This window comes from Haloarcula nitratireducens (assembly GCF_019599505.1).
Window position 1 is genome coordinate 118,837 of sequence record NZ_RKLT01000004.1, and the last position, 15,911, is coordinate 134,747.

Below are 15,911 nucleotides of genomic sequence, written 5' to 3' on the forward strand. Positions count from 1 at the left end.
GCCCTCGGACTGTGCGAACGGAGAATATCCGAGAGAACGAGTCGAGCGCGCCCGCGCAGCCAGCGCCCTGAGTCGCCGCCCCGTCTCAGTTCTCGGGCGGCTGGAAGGTGTTGGGCGGGCCGGTCGGCGCGATGGTCTGTCCGGTGACGAACGAGGCGGCGTCGCTGGCGAGGAAGCGCACCGTGTCCGCGACCTCGTGGGGCGAGCCGACCCGTCGGCCGGCCCCGTCGCGGTCGGGTATCTCGTCGAGGCCGAACATCTCCCGGACCGGCGGCGTCGCGATGAACCCGGGTTCGACCGCGTTCACGCGGACGTCGTCGTCGGCCCACTCTGCGGCGAGCGTGCGCGTGAGCGCGCTGACGCCCGCTTTGGCGGCGCTGTAGGGCCCCATCTCGGGGACGCCGTAGCGGCCCGCCATGCTGGACGTGTTGACGACCTCGCCGCCGCCGTCCCTGAGCTGGTCGGCGAAGGCGTGCGTCGCGTTGTAGACCCCGGTGAGGTTCACCTGGATGACGCCGTTCCAGTCGTCCTCGTCGACCTCGTCGAGCGTGCCGCCCGGGCCGGCCCCGCCGGCGTTGTTCACGAGGACGTCAGCGCCGTCGAACTCCTCGGCGGTCGCCTCGGCGAGGGCCTCCACGTCGTCTCGGTCGGTCACGTCGCACTCGACCGGGAGCACCGACCCGTCGACGCCCGCTCCGTTCAGTTCCTCGGCGACCGCTTCGACGTCGTCCCGGGTTCGCGAACAGATCACCACGTCCGCGCCGTCCGCGGCGAACGTCTCGGCGATGGCCCGCCCGATACCGCTGGACGCGCCCGTGACGACGGCCGTCTTTCCGTCGACGCTGGACCGATCGCGAACCGACTCCGACGTGCGAACTTCGTCGTTGACTGGCATCACGGACCCAAAGCGGGGTCGGGGGAAAAGGAGGGGGCCGTGTGGTCGGCGACGTACCCGAGCGCCCAACAGTCAAAGGGCTACAGCAACGGGCCGAGTACGGCGGCGAGCGCGGCGCTCAACAGACCGGCTTGGGGTTGACGCCGAGGTCTTCGAGCGTCTCGAAGTAGTCCTCGTAGGCGGCCGAGACGACCTCGACGGCGGCCGCCTCGGCGGTGTCCCAGTCGTGCTCGTCCTCGCAGGTCTCGTCGAGGAGGTCGTCCACCTCCTCGCGGAGTACCTCCACGTCGTTCCCGGCGCTGCGGAACGTGCTCGCGGTCTGCGGGTCGGCCTGTCCCGTGAAGAAGCCGGTGAGTTGCCCCTTCACCTTCTGGTCGACGAGCGTCCAGCCCAGTAAGCCGCCCAGCCGTTCGATAGTATCCTGAAAGGCGTCGAGCACCTCGTGCATGGTGAACTCGCGGTCGGCCGGGTCGGCGTCGAGCCCGTCCAGTCGCTCGGCGGCGTCGTCGGCCGCTGCGGCGAAGAGGTCCGCCGCGTTGCCGTCGCTGTCGTCGGCCCACGACTCGAAGGTGTCGCGAGCGGCCGCTTCGCGGGCGGCCGCGGCCGCGCGGACGGCGTCGGGTTCCATCTCGCCGCGCGTGTCTGCGTACAGCGTCTTCGAGGAGCCGAGCCTGGAGAGTTCGGTCTGCTGGTCGTCCCGGACGGCGTCGGTGAGGTCGGCGGCGGTCATACTCCCGCCTCCGCCCGGCGGCCGCTTGTAACCATCGAAGCGGCACCCGCGTGCAGTTCTCGGCGGTCAGGTTTCACTCTGCCACTCGCCGCGCCGCTCCTCGTAGGTGGCGTCGACGAGCGGGGCCGGGAATCCGTCTCGGCTGGCCCCGAGCGCGTCGAGCAGTTGGCGGGCGACGTGCCAGCTCGTCGCGTCAGTGTCGACGTCCACCAGCAGGATCTCGACGCGCGTGTACGTCTCGATCGCCCCGTCGCGGTCCGGATCGGTCCCCTCGATCAGCGCACACGATCCGGCGTCGGTCCGGCAGGCCGCCGAGTCGGTCGGCCTGACGACGATATCGGCCGCCGCGGGGTCGCTCACGCGCTCGACGGTGACGGTCTCGGTGACGGTGCCGTTCGCCCCCTCGCGGACGTACGCCAGCGCGTAGGCGACCTCCTCGCGGTAGGCCGCGCGCTCGTCGGCCGGGACGGTCCCGTTCAGGACGGCGACGGTCAGTGCGCGGTCGTCCCACGGCACTGCGCGCTCGCTGGCGTTCGGCCGCGGCAGCGTCGCCAGCGTCCGCTCGTGGCGCATCACGCGCTGTGGCGGGTCGGCGTGTGACAGTCCCAGCAGGTGTCCCGCCTCGTGTTGGACGACCAGCCGCGTCGACTCGTCGGCGAGGCCGCGCTGGATCGACACCTCGGCCGGCCGGTCGACCGCGGTCGAGGCGTTGAGCCGCGGCGCGCACCCCGCCGAGTAGTTCGCGTCGCCGCAGTCCGTGACGCTCTCGACGAACCGCATCCGCACGTCGGGCGCGTCACCGTCGGGCGTCTCGCCGGGGTCGAGTACCCGGAAACTGACGTTGAAGCCGGCGTATCGGGAGGCGTTCTCTTCCCAGTAGGTCAGCCCCGCCGCGGCGAGGGCACGCTCGCGGTCGGTGCCGGAGACGGCGACGGTCACCGTCTCTTCGGCGAAGGGATGGCGCTGTTCGGTCACCGTCGGCACGTCGACGGCGTCTGAGACGGCGCTACACCCGGCCAATCCGATCGACAGCAGCAGCATCGTCACGATAACCGCCCGACGGTCCATTACCTTCGGGTGGCACTGTGTGTATTTGACAGTTATGACTGTGAGCGATCGAGAGGCGTAAGCGGCTGAGGGGAGTAAGCCCCCTTCTGTTCGGGCCGGCATTCGGCTCAGCGGCCGCGTCCAGCGCTCGCGCGCGGCGTCGGACTACCTGTCGACGCGGCCTTGCACCGGTGAGGATTCGCCGTTCCATCGGTCCACTGCGGGCGAGGGACACCGGACGGTGCCCCTCGGTGACCCTCGGTGGGTTAGCTTGCCCTCGCTTCTGGTATCCGCCATCGCTCGGGCGTCGCGCACCTCATCGGTCCCGCAGTGACGTGTCGTTGCTGTTCCAGCGCCGACGGTCTCCCGCCCCGGGCTTGTGCCCGGTCACCCGTCCGACAGGTGGGGGGACTTTCCTCATGCCTCGCGGCACGGGAGCCGGCCTCCCTCTGCCGGATAGAGATACGCGACAACGACCCATAACGCTTGCCAACCACCTTTTTCGGCGGGGGCGTCGCGCTCGCCGATGGCGAGCGCTCGACCCCCGCCCAAAAACGTGGGCGAAAAAGGCACGAATCGCGAAGCGATTCGCGTGAACCGGCGGCTCCGCCGCCGGATGCTCTACTGTAGGCCTGCCCTCCCCCGTCTTCGTGAGCGGAGCGAACGAAGGCTCGTCAGAGCGTGCTCTGACGGCGGGTCGGTCGGGTGCGACAGTCGTCGCACCCCTCGCTCCCGGCCACCGCATCCGCACCGCCACTACCGCTGGTCGACGCAGTAATCGACGTAGTTCCGGAGGATCCGCAGGCCCGTCTCGCCGGATTTCTCGGGGTGGAACTGGGTGCCGAAGACGTTGCCGGCCTCGTTGGCGACGACGGAGGCGAAGTCGACGCCGTAGTCGGTGGTGGCGACGACGCTCTCCTCGTCGTCGGGGACGGCGTAGTACGAGTGGACGAAGTAGGCGTACTGGCCGTCGACGCCCTCGACGAGCGGGTGGTCGCGCTGCACGTCGAGTTCGTTCCAGCCCATGTGGGGCACCGTCTGGTCGCGCGAGAAGCGGACGTTCTTCCCGGGGACGAGGTTCAGCCCCTCGGCGTCGCCCTGACCGGCGTGGTCGGCCTCCTCGCTCGTGGTCAGGAGCATCTGCATCCCGAGGCAGATGCCGAAGAGCGGCTTGCCGGCCTCGGCCTGTTCTAAGAGGGGGTCGCGGAACGGCCCGGCGTTGTCCATCCCCTCGGAGAAGGCCCCCACGCCGGGGAGGACGATGCCGTCGGCCGCGTCGAACTCCGCGGCATCTTCCGTGACTGAGACGTTCGCGCCCGCGCGTTCGAGCCCGCGCGTGACGCTCCGGAGGTTCCCCAACCCGTAGTCGACGACGACCACGTCCGCGGTCGTCTGCTTCACGTTCATACGAACGCTAGGCGAACGCCGACTAAGTGCGTTCCCCTTCGGACAGGTTTCGCCAGCGGTCGCGGTGCGTCGCGAGAACGGTTGCGGTGGCCGGGAGCGAGGGGTGCGACGACTGTCGCACCCGAGCGACCCGGGGGGAGGGCAGGCCTACAGTAGAGCATCCGGCGGCGGAGCCGCCGGTTCACGCGAATCGCTTCGCGGAGTCGCGCCTTTTTCGCTCACGTTTTTGGTAGCGAGGAACGGGGGCCTCGGACCGTGCGAACGGGCGTTGCGCGGCGCTACGCGCCGCGAAGCCGAAGCGGTGAAACCGCCTCGCAGCGCCCGTGAGCAGACGGGGGGTCGAGCGCTCACCGGTGGCGAGCGCGATGTCTACGGAAGAGCGCGCCGCGCTCGGCGAACCACCCCCGTCGAAAAAGGCGGTTTAGTAAGTATCCAGATTCGTCCCGACCGAGCAGACGTACTCGCCGGTGGCGACCTGGGGGAGGCGGCGCGAGCGCCAGAAGATCCCAGGCGAGTCGGCGGTGACTTCGGCCTTGGACTGGCCGAACACGTCGGTCACTTCGAAGAGGGTCTGCCCGCGGGAGACGCGGTCCCCGAGGTCGACCTCGAAGTCGACGAGCCCGCCGTTGGGCGAGCCGTACTGCTCGAAGCCGGTGGCGCGGGTCTGGGGCCGTTCGCTCAGCGTGCCGTTCAGGAAACCGTAGTGGGTGAGGACGTTGAACACGCCCTCGACGCCGGTCTGAATGGACTCCTCGTCCCAGCCGACGCAGCCGCCGAGCTCGGGGTCGACGGTCGGGACGCCCTCGTCGGGGGCGGCGCGGGCCAGTTGGCCGTCCGGTCCCTTCTGGTCGAGGATGTAGCCGCAGCCGAAGACCTTCGCCAGCTCGAGACACTCCTCGTGGAGGCGGTGGCGGGTGCCACAGCGGACCCGACATTCGTCGAGCATCCGCGACGTCGAGCCCTGGTGGAGGTCCAAGACGAGGTCGGCACCGACTGCCGCGTCGTAGGTCGCGGCGGCGATGCGCTCGCTCGACGTACCGGTGGCGTCGCCGGGGTAGGCTCGGTTCATCTTCGTGTCGTCGATGGGGTTGCGGTGTTCGGCGACCTGGAAGGCGTGGTAGTTGACGATGCCACAGACCAGAATCGTCCCCGAGAGCTCGGCGGGGTCCAGCCGCGGGAGCACCTGCTGGACGACGCCGACGCCGTTGAGTTCGTCGCCGTCGCTGGCCGCCTGCACGTAGAGCGTCTTCCCGTCGCCGGCTCCGTTGACGACGGCGACCGGGAGTCCGACCGGACTGCCGTCGCGGGATTCGCCGACCTCCAACCGCCCCGTATCTATCTCTCCGGGGGCGGCACTCGCCGTACCGAAACTTACCATTACGCACCGTGTTCGGGTCGTTCGCCTTTACGGGTTCGGTTTCCCGGCCGTCCCTGCCGTCAGACCGACGGTATCTTGAGCGAGCGCCCCCAACCGTCTCGCGTGTCAGAGCGCGAGCAACAGAGCGAGGCGGCGGCGATGGCCGCGGCGCTCGACGTCCCCCGGAACGCGAAACTCGGGTTCGGCGTGGCGACGCTGGTGACGGCGGCCGTCGTCGCCCTGTTCGTCCTGCCCGGCACCGGGCGACCGACGTTCCTCTACGCCGCGCTGGCGTTCGTCTTACTCGTCTCGCTGGGCGGCCTGTTGACGGCCGTCTTCACCGCCGTCTCGGCGGTCCGACTCGCCCGGAGTTAGCCCTCGGCGAGTTCGGCGAACCGCTCGGCCCCGGAGCGAGTCCCCTTCGCGAGGAGAACGTCACCGACCCGGAGCGGCGTCTCCGGCCCGGGCGAGACGACCCACGCGCCGCCCTCGCGGCCGGTTCGGTCGCTCTCGCTCTCGGCCCGCCGGACGGCGATGATGCGCATCCCGGTCTCGGTCTTGACCGCGGCGTCGCCGATGGTCGTCCCGGCGAGGGCGCTCGACTCGGCGACGGTCGCGCGGACGAGTATCTCGTCGGACTCGCGGACGGCCTCCGCGACGACCGGGTGCGCCGAGAGACCGCGGAGGACGCCCTCGCTGATCTCGAGGGCGGCGTCGGAGATGACCTCCGTCGAGCGAGCGAGGTGGACGAGGCCCCGGAGCGAGACGGGGTCGTCCATGTCCGCGGCCGCGCGCAGCGTCCACGCCTCGAAGCGGGACTGGAGCGCGTCGACCTCCGCTTCGAGTTCGACGACCTCCTCCGCGACCTCGTCGCTGTCGAACAGCACCGCGCCGTAGGCGAGGTCGACGGCGAGTTCGCCCATGTCCTTCATCAGGACGATAGAGTCCACCGCGCGTTCGAGGTCCTTTCCCTCGCCTTCGGGCGGTTCCGGCGGTTCGTACGTCGTGCCGGTGGCGTCGACGTACACCTCGCTGATGCCGTCGTCGGGACCGCGAAAGAGGACCACGTCGTCGGCTTCGAGACGCGTCTCCCGGTCGGGGTTGAGCAGCCAGTTACCCCGTCGCCGGATCGCGAGCGCGCGGACGCCGGTCTCGGTTTCGAGGTTCAGGTCGCCCAGCGTCTTCCCCGCCAACTGCGAGTCCGGCGTTATCGTCGCCCGGACCAGCGTCTCCATCGCCTCGGGGAGCGTCGCCCGCATCGCCTCCGGCAGCCCGATGTCCTCTAAGACGACCTTCGCGATGTCGCCGGCGGCGTCGCTGATCTTCTCCGCGGCCCCGACCATGCCGAGGACGGGCGCGAGCGCCTCGGCGTCGTCCGTCGAGCGACAGGCCATCAGCAGGCTCATCCGGGCGCGCATCTGCAGGACGTCCATCTTCGCCTCCAGCTCTAGTACCTCGGCGGCGACGTCGTCGCTGCCGAGCAGCACCGCCGAATACGAGAGGTCGATGAGCAATTCCGCGGTGTCTTTCATCTCCGCCAGCACCGCCTTCACGCTCACCGGCTCGTACTCGACGGTCCCCGTCGGCTCCATGTCTCCCGCTTTGGCACCGCCTCTCAAAAGGGTTCGCCGTCCCGTGGCTATCGTTCCCACGGAACGGAGTCGGTAGTGAACGGACGGATAGTCGATTCGAGGCAGATATCGCGGCGACCGTCCCGCAGACGGCGGTATTTGTGACTGAACGTCCAGTTACGCCCCGGCAACGGCCGGACACAGACGCCCGGAAAGAAAATGCTTTTCCCGGCAGGTCGGGAACCATTGGGGTATGTCCGAAGACCTCAAGAAAGGGTTAGAGGGTGTCCTCGTCGCCGAATCTTCGCTGAGTGTCATCGACGGTGACGCGGGCAAACTCGTCTATCGGGGATACACCATCGAGGACCTCGCTATCGGTGCCAGCTACGAAGAGGTGCTGTATCTGCTCTGGTACGGCCACCTGCCGAACGCTTCGGAACTGGAGGAGTTCGAATCAGAGATGGCGAGCGAACGCGAGGTCGACGACGACGTCATCGCCACCGTCCGCGCGATGGCCGAGAGCGACGAGAATCCGATGGCCGCGCTCCGGACCGCGGTGTCGATGCTCTCGGCGTACGACCCCGCGTCGGAGGACGCAGACCCGACCGACGAGGAGGTCAACCTCGCCACCGGGCGACGCATCACCGCGAAGATCCCGACGCTCGTCGCCGCCTTCACTCGTATCCGCGACGGCGAGGACCCCGTCGAACCGCGCGAGGACCTCGGCCACGCCGCGAACTTCCTCTACATGCTCAACGGCGAGGAACCCGACGACGTGGCGGCGGACGTCTTCGACCAGGCGCTCGTCCTCCACGCCGACCACGGCCTCAACGCCTCGACGTTCTCCGCGATGGTCACGGCCTCGACGCTCTCGGACCTCCACAGTTCCGTCACCTCCGCGATCGGCACTCTGAAGGGGCCGCTCCACGGCGGCGCGAACCAGGACGTCATGGAGATGCTCAAGGAGGTCGACGACGCCGAGCGCGACCCGCTCGAATGGGTCAAGAACGCCCTGGACGGCGGCCGGCGCGTCTCCGGGTTCGGCCACCGCGTCTACGACGTCAAGGACCCGCGCGCGAAGATCCTCGGCGAGCGCTCGAAGGAACTCGGCGAGGCGGCGGGGTCGGTGAAGTGGTACGAGATGTCAACGACCATCGAGGAGTACATGCAAGAGGAGAAGGGGCTGGCCCCCAACGTCGACTTCTACTCGGCCTCGACGTATTACCAGATGGGCATCCCCATCGACATCTTCACGCCCATCTTCGCCATGTCCCGCGTCGGCGGCTGGGTCGCCCACGTCGTCGAGTACATCGAGGACAACCGGCTGATCCGGCCCCGCGCCCGCTACACCGGCCCGAACCCCGAGGAGACGGAGTTCGTCCCCCTCGAAGAGCGGTAAGTCAGCAGTAGACCGTTTCCCCCTTCGTCGCAGTCGCTGCGGCGGTCGGCGCGACGGTCGGCAGCTACGAGATGCGCCGCGAGTGGTCGCTACTCGAACAGCTCGGTAAACCGGTCGACGCCGGCGTCGGTCCCGGCGATGACGAGTTTGTCGCCGTAGCGCACTTCCACGTCGGGACCGAGGTCGGTCAAGACCGTTCCATCCCGTTCGACGGCGACGACCGTACAGCCCGTCTTCGAACGCACGTCGGCCTCGCCGAGCGTCCGGCCGGCGAGGCTGCCGGCGTCGGTGCGGACGATCTCGACCTGCTGGTCCATCGAGATGACGTCCTCGTCTTCCAGAATCGTGGAGGCGAGCATCCGACCGCTGACCGTCGCCAGCGAGAGGACGTAGTCCGCGCCGGCGCGGTACATCTTCTGGACGTTCTCGGTCTCCTCGGCGCGGGCGATGATCTCCACGTCGGGGTTCAGGTCGCGGATGACCAGCGTGGCGAACTCCGTGTCGGTGTCGTCCGAGAGCGCGAGGATGACCGTTCGAGCGTCGGCGACGCCGGCCGCTTCGAGGTCCTCGGGCTCGGTGGCGTCGCCGATCACGTCGACGCCGGACTTCTCGGCCCTGTCGATGACCGTGTACGGAACGTTCGCTTCGTCGAGGCCGCCGGCGATGGTCTCGCCGACCTCGCCGTAGCCGACGACGACGGTCTCGCCGCGGCGGAAGCCCCGGACGCTGGAGAGGGTCTTCGACTTGAGCGCTTCGAGCTGTGCGGCGGTCCCCGACGCCAGCAGGACCGTACTGCCGGTGAGTTCGGCGTCGGGCGAGGGCGGGCTGACGAACTCGCCGTGGAACCACGCGCCGATGACGTTGACGCCGGTCTCCTCGCGGATGCCGCTCTCGGCCAGCGTCAGGCCGACGAGGTCGCTCCCGCGGTGGATGGGAAGTTCCGCGATGTCGAAGTCCTCGCCGAGTTCGAAGTCCTCGCCCAGCGTCGCCGAGACGCCGGTCGTGACCTTGCTGGCGAGGCTCTCGCCCAGCAGGCCCCGCGGCGAGAGGACGGCGTCGGCCCCCGCGAGGTCGTGGTACTTCGCGCGGTCGGGCTCCTCGACGACGCTGACGGTGCGGACGCGTTCGTCCACCTCGCGGGCGGTGAGGACGATGCTGGTGTTGACCTGGTCGGAGGCGTCGGCGACGAGCGCCCGCGCATCGGCGAGTTTCGCCTTCTCTAATCCCTCGACGGACTGGGGGTCGGCGTGGATCGCGTGGTACCCCTCCTCGTACAGGTCGTTGGCCCGGTCGCGGTCGGGTTCGACGACGACGTAGTCGACGTCCCACGACTCCAGTTCGGCGACGAGCGTCTCGCCGCGCGGCGTGAAGTGACAGATGACGACGTGATCGGAGAGGTCGCGCTCGACGGTGGTCGGCGCTTTCGTCTTCATCGCCTCCTCGAACAGCGGGAACATCAGGACGGGAAGCGCGAGGAAGATGAGGACGACGCCGGTGACGTCCATCACGATGACGAACAGCCGCATCGCGTTGCTATCCCACGGGGCGTCCGACCCGTAGCCGGTCGTAGTGAACGTCTCGACGACGACCTGTAGCGCGTGGAGGAACTCCCGCGGTTCGTTCTCGAACGCCCCCATGCCGTAGTCGTAGCCGAACGTGAACGCGAGAATAACCCCGGCGAGGCCGATGACGTACAACAGCGTGCGCCGCTGCCAGGTGTCCATCTATCCGATACCTCACGGAGGGCCTGTAAAACAGTTCTGTCGGGGACGAAGGCTGATACTCGCTACCACGGTATCGGTAGGCGAGACGACGCGCGTCTGCCGCGCGGCTGACGGCGATTTCGCGGCGCTCTCGTCCTGCGATTACACTTCCGCCCCGGTTCGGCGAGCTTTAAGTCCTTCCGGTCGCTCCGTTCGTCTGCAGTCACACGCTCTCCCCCGAGTTTTCGGCCGTCACCGACCAGCGGCGTCGCCGCCCCCGGCTATAACACGCCGCGGCGAGTAGGCCGGGCCATGCTCTCGTTCGAGGACGTACTCGCGGCCCGCGACCGGGTCGCCGAGACGGCCCGGCACACGCCGCTCGACTACTCGCACACCTTCTCGGCGATGACCGGGGCGGACATCCACCTGAAGCTCGAACTGTTCCAGCGCACCGGCTCGTTCAAGATTCGCGGGGCGACCAACCGCATCGCCACGCTCTCGCCCGAGGAGCGCGAGAACGGCGTCGTCACGGCCAGCGCGGGCAACCACGCGCAGGGCGTCGCCCTCGCCGCGACGCGCATCGGCGTCGACTCCACCATCGTGATGCCCGAACACGCGCCCATCTCGAAGGTGAAAGCCACGCGAAGCTACGGGGGGCGGGTCGTCCTCCACGGCGAGGACTACGACGAGGCCGCCGAGAAGGCCCACGAGATCGAACGCGAGGAGGGCCGAACGTACGTCCACGCCTTCGACGACGACTACGTGATGGCCGGGCAGGGGACCATCGGCCTCGAAATCTACGAGGACCTGCCCAGCGTCGAGACCGTCGTCGTCCCCATCGGCGGCGGCGGCCTCATCAGCGGCATCGCCACGGCGCTGAAGGGCAAAGACGAGGGAATCCGCGTCGTCGGCGTCCAGGCCGAAGGCGCGTCGAGCGTCGCCGAGTCCCTCGAAAAAGGACACCGCATCGAGCGCGAGGGCGTCGAGACCATCGCCGACGGCATCGCCACGCGAACCGTCGGCGAGCGGACCTTCGAGGTCATCGAAGAACGCGTCGACGAGGTCGTGACCGTCTCGGACCCGGAAATCGCGGTCGCACTGACGACCCTGCTCGAACGTTCGAAGACGCTCGCGGAGGGGGCCGGGGCCGTCGCGCTGGCGGCGGTCACCGAGGAGAAGTTCGACTACGCCGACGAGGAGACGATCGTCCCGGCGCTGTGCGGCGGGAACATCGACCTGAACACGCTCACGAACGTCGTCATGCGCGGCCTCGTCGAGACGGGCCGCTACGTCAAACTGCGGACGGTGCTGAAGGACCGCCCCGGCGCGCTGGAGGAGCTCGTGGGGGTGCTCTCGGCGCAGCAGACCAACATCTACGGCATCGAACACGATCGGACCAACCGCGACGTGGCGATGAACGACGCCGAGGTGGAACTGGACTTAGAGACGCGCGGCCCCGATCACGTCGAGGAACTCCTCGCGGCGCTCCGGGAGCGCGGTTACGAGGTCGAGGTGCTCGTATAGAGCCGGGTTTATACGGGAGGCGAGCGGCGTTCGGGTATGAAGCGCACTGTCCACACCGACGACGCGCCCGCCGCCGTCGGCGCGTACAGTCAGGCGACGGCGACAGAGGACCTCGTCTTCACCGCCGGCCAGATCCCGCTCACGCCAGACGGCGAACTGCTCGCCGACGCGCCGGTCGCCGAACAGACCCAGCAGGCGCTCGAGAACCTCGAAGCCGTCCTGGCGGAAGCCGGTGCCGAGATGGCCGACGTGCTGAAGGTGACCGTCTACCTCGACGACATCGACGACTTCGACGAGATGAACGACACCTATCGGACGTTCTTCGACGAGGACCCGCCCGCTCGCTCCGCGGTCGGCGTCGACGCGCTCCCGAAGGGCGCGGCCGTCGAGATCGAGGCGGTCGCCACAGTCTAATGGATCCGAAACTCAAATCGAGCCTGCTGTGGGGCGTCGTCGGCGGCCTCGCCTACCTCGTCCTCGTTCAGGGCTATCAGCTGTTCGCCAGCGTCCCCATCTCGACGCCCGTGAAGTTCGGCGTCGCCCTCGTCGTCGCCGCGGGCGCGGCCGCGCTCACGTACGGAGCCGGCGGTAGCCTGCCCGGAAACGAAAGCCCTTAACCGACCGACCCCGCACAATCGCTTGCGAGCCAGGATGGCCGAACGGTAAGGCGCACGCCTGGAAAGCGTGTTCCCTTTCGGGATTCTGGGTTCAAATCCCAGTCCTGGCGTGGACGGCGCGAACGAAGTGAGGGCCGTCGAACGCCTGAACGGGGAGGTACGACCCGTGAACGCTTTCTGCGACTGACTTCGAGTGAGGAGCGACAGCGACGAACGAGCCAGCGGTCGTGAAACGCTGATGACTGGGAGTTGAGCACGGTAGTCGCAGCCCCGGAACGGCCGAACGAAGTGAGGCCGCACGCCCGGAACGTCTCCCATCTGCTCAACTCCCAGTCCTGGCACCACGAAGCAAGTCTTTCGGTGGCGAAAAAGGCGCGACTCCGCGGCGCGATTCGCGTGAACCGGCGACTCCGCCGCCGGGTGCTCCTCCGGCAAGCCTGCCCGTCCCCGTTTTCGTGAGCGGAACGAACGAAAGCTCGTCAGAGCGGAGCTCTGGCGGTGGGTCGTCGCCCGGAGGCGACTCCCGACCCGAACTCCGCCCCTGCCCGCCCGCAGCCACCACCTTCTGGTAGTCGGCCGCTCACACTCGACGTATGCGAGAATGCGAGGCCTGCGGTCGGGAGTATCCCCGCGACCGGCCGTGGCGATGCGAGTGCGGGCACGCGCTGGACTACGCCGAGCGACCGCTTCCCAACGGCGAACCGCCCGACTTCGACCGCGACGACGGCCTGTGGGCGTTCGAGGCGTTTCTGCCGATGGAGACGCAGATCACGTTGGGTGAGGGGTGGACGCCGCTGGTCGACGCGCCCGAGCGGGACGCGACCTTCAAACTGGAGTTCCTGCATCCGACGGGGAGTTTCAAGGACCGCGGCGCGGCGACGGTGGTCGCGGAGGCGCTGTCCGTGGGAGCCGGCCGGATACTCGAGGACTCTTCGGGCAACGCCGGGTTAGCGGTGGCGAGTTACGCCGCGCGGGCGGGCGTCGACGCCGAGATCTACGTCCCCGCCGACGCCAAGGCCGAGAAGCGCCGACGCATCGAGCGGACCGGTGCGGACGTGGTGGCCGTCGAGGGCGACCGGCAGGCGGTGACCGACGCCTGTATCGACGCCGTCGAGGCGGGCGAGGGCTGGTACGCCAGCCACGCGTGGAACCCGGCATTCTTCGCGGGGACGGCGACGGTGGCCTACGAACTCGCCGCCCAGCGGGGCTGGACCGCGCCGGACGCCCTCGTCACGCCGCTGGGCCACGGCACGCTGTTTCTGGGCGCGTACCGGGGATTCCGCGCGCTCGAAGCGGCGGGCTGGATAGACGACCCGCCGAGGCTACTGGGCGCGCAGGCCGCCGGCGCGAGTCCCATCGCCGACGCTCGACACGGCGGGGAAGGCGCGGAAACAGGAGGAGAAGGAGCGGCGGACGAAGTGAACGACCTCGCCGACGGCATCCAGATTCGAAATCCCGCGCGCGGCGACCAGATACGGGCGGCCATCGACGCGACCGACGGGGACGCGATCGCCGTGGGCGAAGCGGCGACGCGGGCGGCCCACGACCGGCTCTCGGCGAGCGGGTTCCACGTCGAACCGACCTGTGCGACCGCGACGGCGGGGCTCTCTGCGTACCGCGACCGCGGCGTCCTCGCTCCCGACGACGACGTGGTCGTCGCACTCACCGGTCGGAACGCCTAGCGCCACAGCGTCAGCGAGACCGGAACGTCGGCGTCGACGGAGAACCACTGGCTGTCGACCTCCGCCGGGTCCACGTCGTCGGCGTAACAGATGTACCGTTCGGCCCCGTCGGAGCGCGTCCGCACCACCGCCGGCAACACCCCCTCGTCGGGGTCGGGCGACGGCGTGCCGCCGGTCGGCGACCAGTGGTCCGTTCCCATGCCGGGGAGATAACCCAGCGACGGTATTGTTACGGGTCCGTTATCGAAAGAAGGGGTTACCGAACCGACTCCAGATCGACGAGCGAATCGGCCGGCACCGACAGCCACCGCGTGGCGACTTCGGGACCGGTTTCCTCCGCCGGGTACAACAGCGCCCGTTTCCCACCGTCCGCGGACGGTTCCAACTCGGCGACCAGCGACGTCTCCGCGAACTCGTCCTGTGGTAGCGGTGGTGACGCCCCGCCCTCGTCCAGTCGCCGTTCGCTGCTCATACTCCTCGCTAATCAGTGGATACGCCTTGTTATACGCTACATAACCGCATGGGGCGTGAGAAGTCGGTGAGTCCTACTCCGGTTCTCAGCGGCGAGTCCGACCGGTACGCGATGCATTACCGCGACGTTCGCGGCCAGTAAACAGCTGTTACGCCCTCACTCGGGCCGGTGGAACTCTATCGCCGCACTCTGGCCGAATCCGACGCACTCCGTCGCCAGGCCGAGTTCGGCGTCCCGGCGGTCCACCACCACCTTTTTTCACGGGGGTTCGCCGAGCGCGTCGCGCTCGGCTCAACCCCCGCGCAAAAACGTGGGCGAAAAAGGCTGGCCACTCGTTTCACTCGTGGCCAGTACAGCGGCGGTATCGCTACGGCCGGTGGAACTCTATCGCCGCACCCTGGCCGAATCCGACGCACTCCGTCGCCAGGCCGAGTTCGGCGTCCCGGCGGTTCATCTCGTGGACGAGCGTCACCGGGAGGCGCGCGCCGGAGGCGCCCAGCGGGTGACCGATGGCGATCGCGCCGCCGTTGACGTTGTAGATGTCGTCGTCGAAGCCGAGTTCGTCTCGGCAGTACAGACACTGGGAGGCGAAGGCCTCGTTCAGCTCGACGAGGTCGTAGTCGTCGGTGTCGCGGCCGGTCCGCTCGGCGAGCCGGCGGACGGCGGGGACTGGGCCGATACCCATCACCGTTGGGTCGACGCCGGCGACTTCGTGTGCGCCGATCTCGGCGAGGATATCGAGATCGCGTTCGTCGGCGAACTCACGGGAGGTAACCATGAGGCCGGCCGCGCCGTCCGACACCTGCGAGGCGTTGCCCGGCGTGACCGACCCGTCGGACTTGAACACCGTCGGCAGGCCCGATAGCGTCTCCATGTCGGTGTCGCGGCGGATGCCCTCGTCTTCCTCGACGCGGCCCTCCTCCGTCTCGATGGAGACGAGTTCGTCGTCGAAGCGGCCCGAGTCGGTGGCGTCGGCGGCCCGCTGGTGGCTCCGCAGAGCGTACTCGTCCTGCGCTTCGCGCGAGATGTCGTGTTCCTCGGCCACCTTCTCGGCGGTCATTCCCATCTGGAGCTCGCCGATGTTGTACTCCTCCGCGAGACGCGGGTGGACGTTGTGGGTGTTCTCGCCCATGGCGACGCGGGACATCGACTCGACGCCGCCCGCGATGAGCACGTCGCGCTGGCCCGCCGCGACGGCGTCCGCAGCCCGCATCAGCGCCTCCGCCGAGGAGGCACACCAGCGGTTGATCGTCGAGGCCGGGACGCTCTCGCCGAGGTCCGACAGGAGAGAGATGACTCGCGCGACGTTGTTGCCCTGTTCGCCGCGTTGCTGGGCGCAGCCCCACAGCAGGTCGTCCACGTCGTCGCTCTCGATACCCGTGCTGGCGAGCAGTTGGTTGACGAGCGGAATCGAGAGGTCCTCGCTGCGGACCCCTGCGAGCGCGCCGTCTTCTTTCCCCTGCGGTGTGCGGACCGCGTCCACGATAACCGGTGTTGCCATGGACGG

16 protein-coding genes, 1 tRNA gene and 1 other RNA gene are annotated in these 15,911 nt (G+C 68.8%); 7 read left to right on the plus strand and 11 right to left on the minus strand.

The annotated features are described in order from the left end of the window. Positions 1-85: 85 nt before the first annotated feature. The 6 genes from EGH23_RS12945 to EGH23_RS12970 form a co-directional block, all read right to left on the minus strand. Positions 86-895 (minus strand): SDR family NAD(P)-dependent oxidoreductase, encoded by an 810-nt coding sequence (locus EGH23_RS12945; RefSeq protein WP_220580414.1) that lies wholly within the window; start codon positions 893-895, stop codon positions 86-88. A 118-nt stretch (positions 896-1,013) separates the two neighbouring features. Beyond that, entirely contained in the window at positions 1,014-1,625 is a 612-nt protein-coding gene (locus EGH23_RS12950; protein ID WP_220580415.1) for a rubrerythrin family protein, read from the minus strand. Positions 1,626-1,691: 66 nt separating this feature from the next. Next, positions 1,692-2,693: a matrixin gene (locus tag EGH23_RS12955; RefSeq protein ID WP_220580416.1), complete on the minus strand. Its 1,002-nt coding sequence runs from the start codon at positions 2,691-2,693 to the stop codon at positions 1,692-1,694. A gap of 63 nt (positions 2,694-2,756) precedes the next feature. After that, positions 2,757-3,126, minus strand: an RNA gene (gene rnpB, locus EGH23_RS12960) — RNase P RNA component. Between the two features lie 302 nt (positions 3,127-3,428). After that, entirely contained in the window at positions 3,429-4,079 is a 651-nt protein-coding gene (hisH, locus tag EGH23_RS12965; protein ID WP_220580417.1) for an imidazole glycerol phosphate synthase subunit HisH, read from the minus strand. Positions 4,080-4,500: 421 nt separating this feature from the next. Continuing rightward, positions 4,501-5,457: a succinylglutamate desuccinylase/aspartoacylase family protein gene (locus tag EGH23_RS12970; protein ID WP_220580418.1), complete on the minus strand. Its 957-nt coding sequence runs from the start codon at positions 5,455-5,457 to the stop codon at positions 4,501-4,503. A 102-nt stretch (positions 5,458-5,559) separates the two neighbouring features. Here EGH23_RS12970 and EGH23_RS12975 point away from each other — a divergent pair, with 102 nt between their 5' ends. Then, positions 5,560-5,811 carry a DUF7536 family protein gene (locus EGH23_RS12975; protein WP_425433222.1) on the plus strand — a complete coding sequence of 84 codons (252 nt, stop codon included), beginning with the start codon at positions 5,560-5,562 and terminating at the stop codon, positions 5,809-5,811. Here the strand turns inward: EGH23_RS12975 and EGH23_RS12980 are convergent. Beyond that, on the minus strand, positions 5,808-7,028 hold the full coding sequence (locus tag EGH23_RS12980; protein WP_220580419.1) for a potassium channel family protein: 1,221 nt from the start codon (positions 7,026-7,028) through the stop codon (positions 5,808-5,810). The two genes, EGH23_RS12975 and EGH23_RS12980, sit on opposite strands and share 4 nt — an antisense overlap. Positions 7,029-7,260: 232 nt before the next feature. Between EGH23_RS12980 and citZ the strand changes: the two genes are divergently transcribed. Beyond that, entirely contained in the window at positions 7,261-8,406 is a 1,146-nt protein-coding gene (gene citZ, locus EGH23_RS12985; RefSeq protein WP_220580420.1) for a citrate synthase, read from the plus strand. An 89-nt stretch (positions 8,407-8,495) separates the two neighbouring features. On the opposite strand, the gene EGH23_RS12990 is transcribed toward citZ, so the two are convergent. Continuing rightward, a complete protein-coding gene (locus EGH23_RS12990; protein ID WP_220580421.1) occupies positions 8,496-10,130 on the minus strand; it encodes a potassium channel family protein in 1,635 nt (544 codons plus the stop codon). Positions 10,131-10,421: 291 nt separating this feature from the next. Here EGH23_RS12990 and ilvA point away from each other — a divergent pair, with 291 nt between their 5' ends. The 5 genes from ilvA (at position 10,422) to EGH23_RS13015 (ending at position 13,932) form a co-directional block, all read left to right on the plus strand. After that, positions 10,422-11,633, plus strand: a complete 1,212-nt coding sequence (gene ilvA / locus EGH23_RS12995) for a threonine ammonia-lyase (RefSeq protein ID WP_220580422.1) — start codon at positions 10,422-10,424, stop codon at positions 11,631-11,633. A gap of 36 nt (positions 11,634-11,669) precedes the next feature. Next, a complete protein-coding gene (locus EGH23_RS13000; RefSeq protein WP_220580423.1) occupies positions 11,670-12,047 on the plus strand; it encodes a Rid family detoxifying hydrolase in 378 nt (125 codons plus the stop codon). Continuing rightward, a complete protein-coding gene (locus EGH23_RS13005) occupies positions 12,047-12,250 on the plus strand; it encodes a DUF7981 family protein (RefSeq protein WP_220580424.1) in 204 nt (67 codons plus the stop codon). The genes EGH23_RS13000 and EGH23_RS13005 overlap by 1 nt, the downstream gene beginning before the upstream one ends. A gap of 28 nt (positions 12,251-12,278) precedes the next feature. Continuing rightward, a tRNA-Ser gene (locus tag EGH23_RS13010) sits at positions 12,279-12,360 on the plus strand. 483 nt (positions 12,361-12,843) lie between these two features. Next, positions 12,844-13,932 carry a pyridoxal-phosphate dependent enzyme gene (locus EGH23_RS13015; RefSeq protein WP_220580425.1) on the plus strand — a complete coding sequence of 363 codons (1,089 nt, stop codon included), beginning with the start codon at positions 12,844-12,846 and terminating at the stop codon, positions 13,930-13,932. Here the strand turns inward: EGH23_RS13015 and EGH23_RS13020 are convergent. The 3 genes from EGH23_RS13020 to EGH23_RS13030 form a co-directional block, all read right to left on the minus strand. Next, complete coding sequence (locus EGH23_RS13020) at positions 13,929-14,132, minus strand: hypothetical protein (protein WP_162318326.1); 204 nt, start codon at positions 14,130-14,132, stop codon at positions 13,929-13,931. The genes EGH23_RS13015 and EGH23_RS13020 overlap by 4 nt on opposite strands. A 56-nt stretch (positions 14,133-14,188) precedes the next feature. Then, positions 14,189-14,404 (minus strand): DUF7511 domain-containing protein, encoded by a 216-nt coding sequence (locus tag EGH23_RS13025; RefSeq protein ID WP_220580426.1) that lies wholly within the window; start codon positions 14,402-14,404, stop codon positions 14,189-14,191. Positions 14,405-14,771: 367 nt separating this feature from the next. Next, positions 14,772-15,905: a thiolase family protein gene (locus EGH23_RS13030; RefSeq protein WP_220580427.1), complete on the minus strand. Its 1,134-nt coding sequence runs from the start codon at positions 15,903-15,905 to the stop codon at positions 14,772-14,774. Positions 15,906-15,911 lie beyond the last annotated feature (6 nt).

Bases quoted from the DNA above. Each gene is read 5' to 3' on its own strand.
- EGH23_RS12980 (WP_220580419.1), bottom strand. From the start codon at position 7,028: ATGGAGCCGACGGGGACCGTCGAGTACGAGCCGGTGAGCGTGAAGGCG.
- EGH23_RS13025 (WP_220580426.1), bottom strand. From the start codon at position 14,404: ATGAGCAGCGAACGGCGACTGGACGAGGGCGGGGCGTCACCACCGCTA.
- EGH23_RS13015 (WP_220580425.1), top strand. From the start codon at position 12,844: ATGCGAGAATGCGAGGCCTGCGGTCGGGAGTATCCCCGCGACCGGCCG.
- EGH23_RS12990 (WP_220580421.1), bottom strand. From the start codon at position 10,130: ATGGACACCTGGCAGCGGCGCACGCTGTTGTACGTCATCGGCCTCGCC.
- EGH23_RS12955 (WP_220580416.1), bottom strand. From the start codon at position 2,693: ATGGACCGTCGGGCGGTTATCGTGACGATGCTGCTGCTGTCGATCGGA.
- EGH23_RS12950 (WP_220580415.1), bottom strand. From the start codon at position 1,625: ATGACCGCCGCCGACCTCACCGACGCCGTCCGGGACGACCAGCAGACC.
- ilvA (WP_220580422.1), top strand. From the start codon at position 10,422: ATGCTCTCGTTCGAGGACGTACTCGCGGCCCGCGACCGGGTCGCCGAG.
- EGH23_RS12970 (WP_220580418.1), bottom strand. From the start codon at position 5,457: ATGGTAAGTTTCGGTACGGCGAGTGCCGCCCCCGGAGAGATAGATACG.
- EGH23_RS13020 (WP_162318326.1), bottom strand. From the start codon at position 14,132: ATGGGAACGGACCACTGGTCGCCGACCGGCGGCACGCCGTCGCCCGAC.
- EGH23_RS12945 (WP_220580414.1), bottom strand. From the start codon at position 895: ATGCCAGTCAACGACGAAGTTCGCACGTCGGAGTCGGTTCGCGATCGG.
- EGH23_RS13005 (WP_220580424.1), top strand. From the start codon at position 12,047: ATGGATCCGAAACTCAAATCGAGCCTGCTGTGGGGCGTCGTCGGCGGC.
- hisH (WP_220580417.1), bottom strand. From the start codon at position 4,079: ATGAACGTGAAGCAGACGACCGCGGACGTGGTCGTCGTCGACTACGGG.
- EGH23_RS13000 (WP_220580423.1), top strand. From the start codon at position 11,670: ATGAAGCGCACTGTCCACACCGACGACGCGCCCGCCGCCGTCGGCGCG.
- citZ (WP_220580420.1), top strand. From the start codon at position 7,261: ATGTCCGAAGACCTCAAGAAAGGGTTAGAGGGTGTCCTCGTCGCCGAA.
- EGH23_RS13030 (WP_220580427.1), bottom strand. From the start codon at position 15,905: ATGGCAACACCGGTTATCGTGGACGCGGTCCGCACACCGCAGGGGAAA.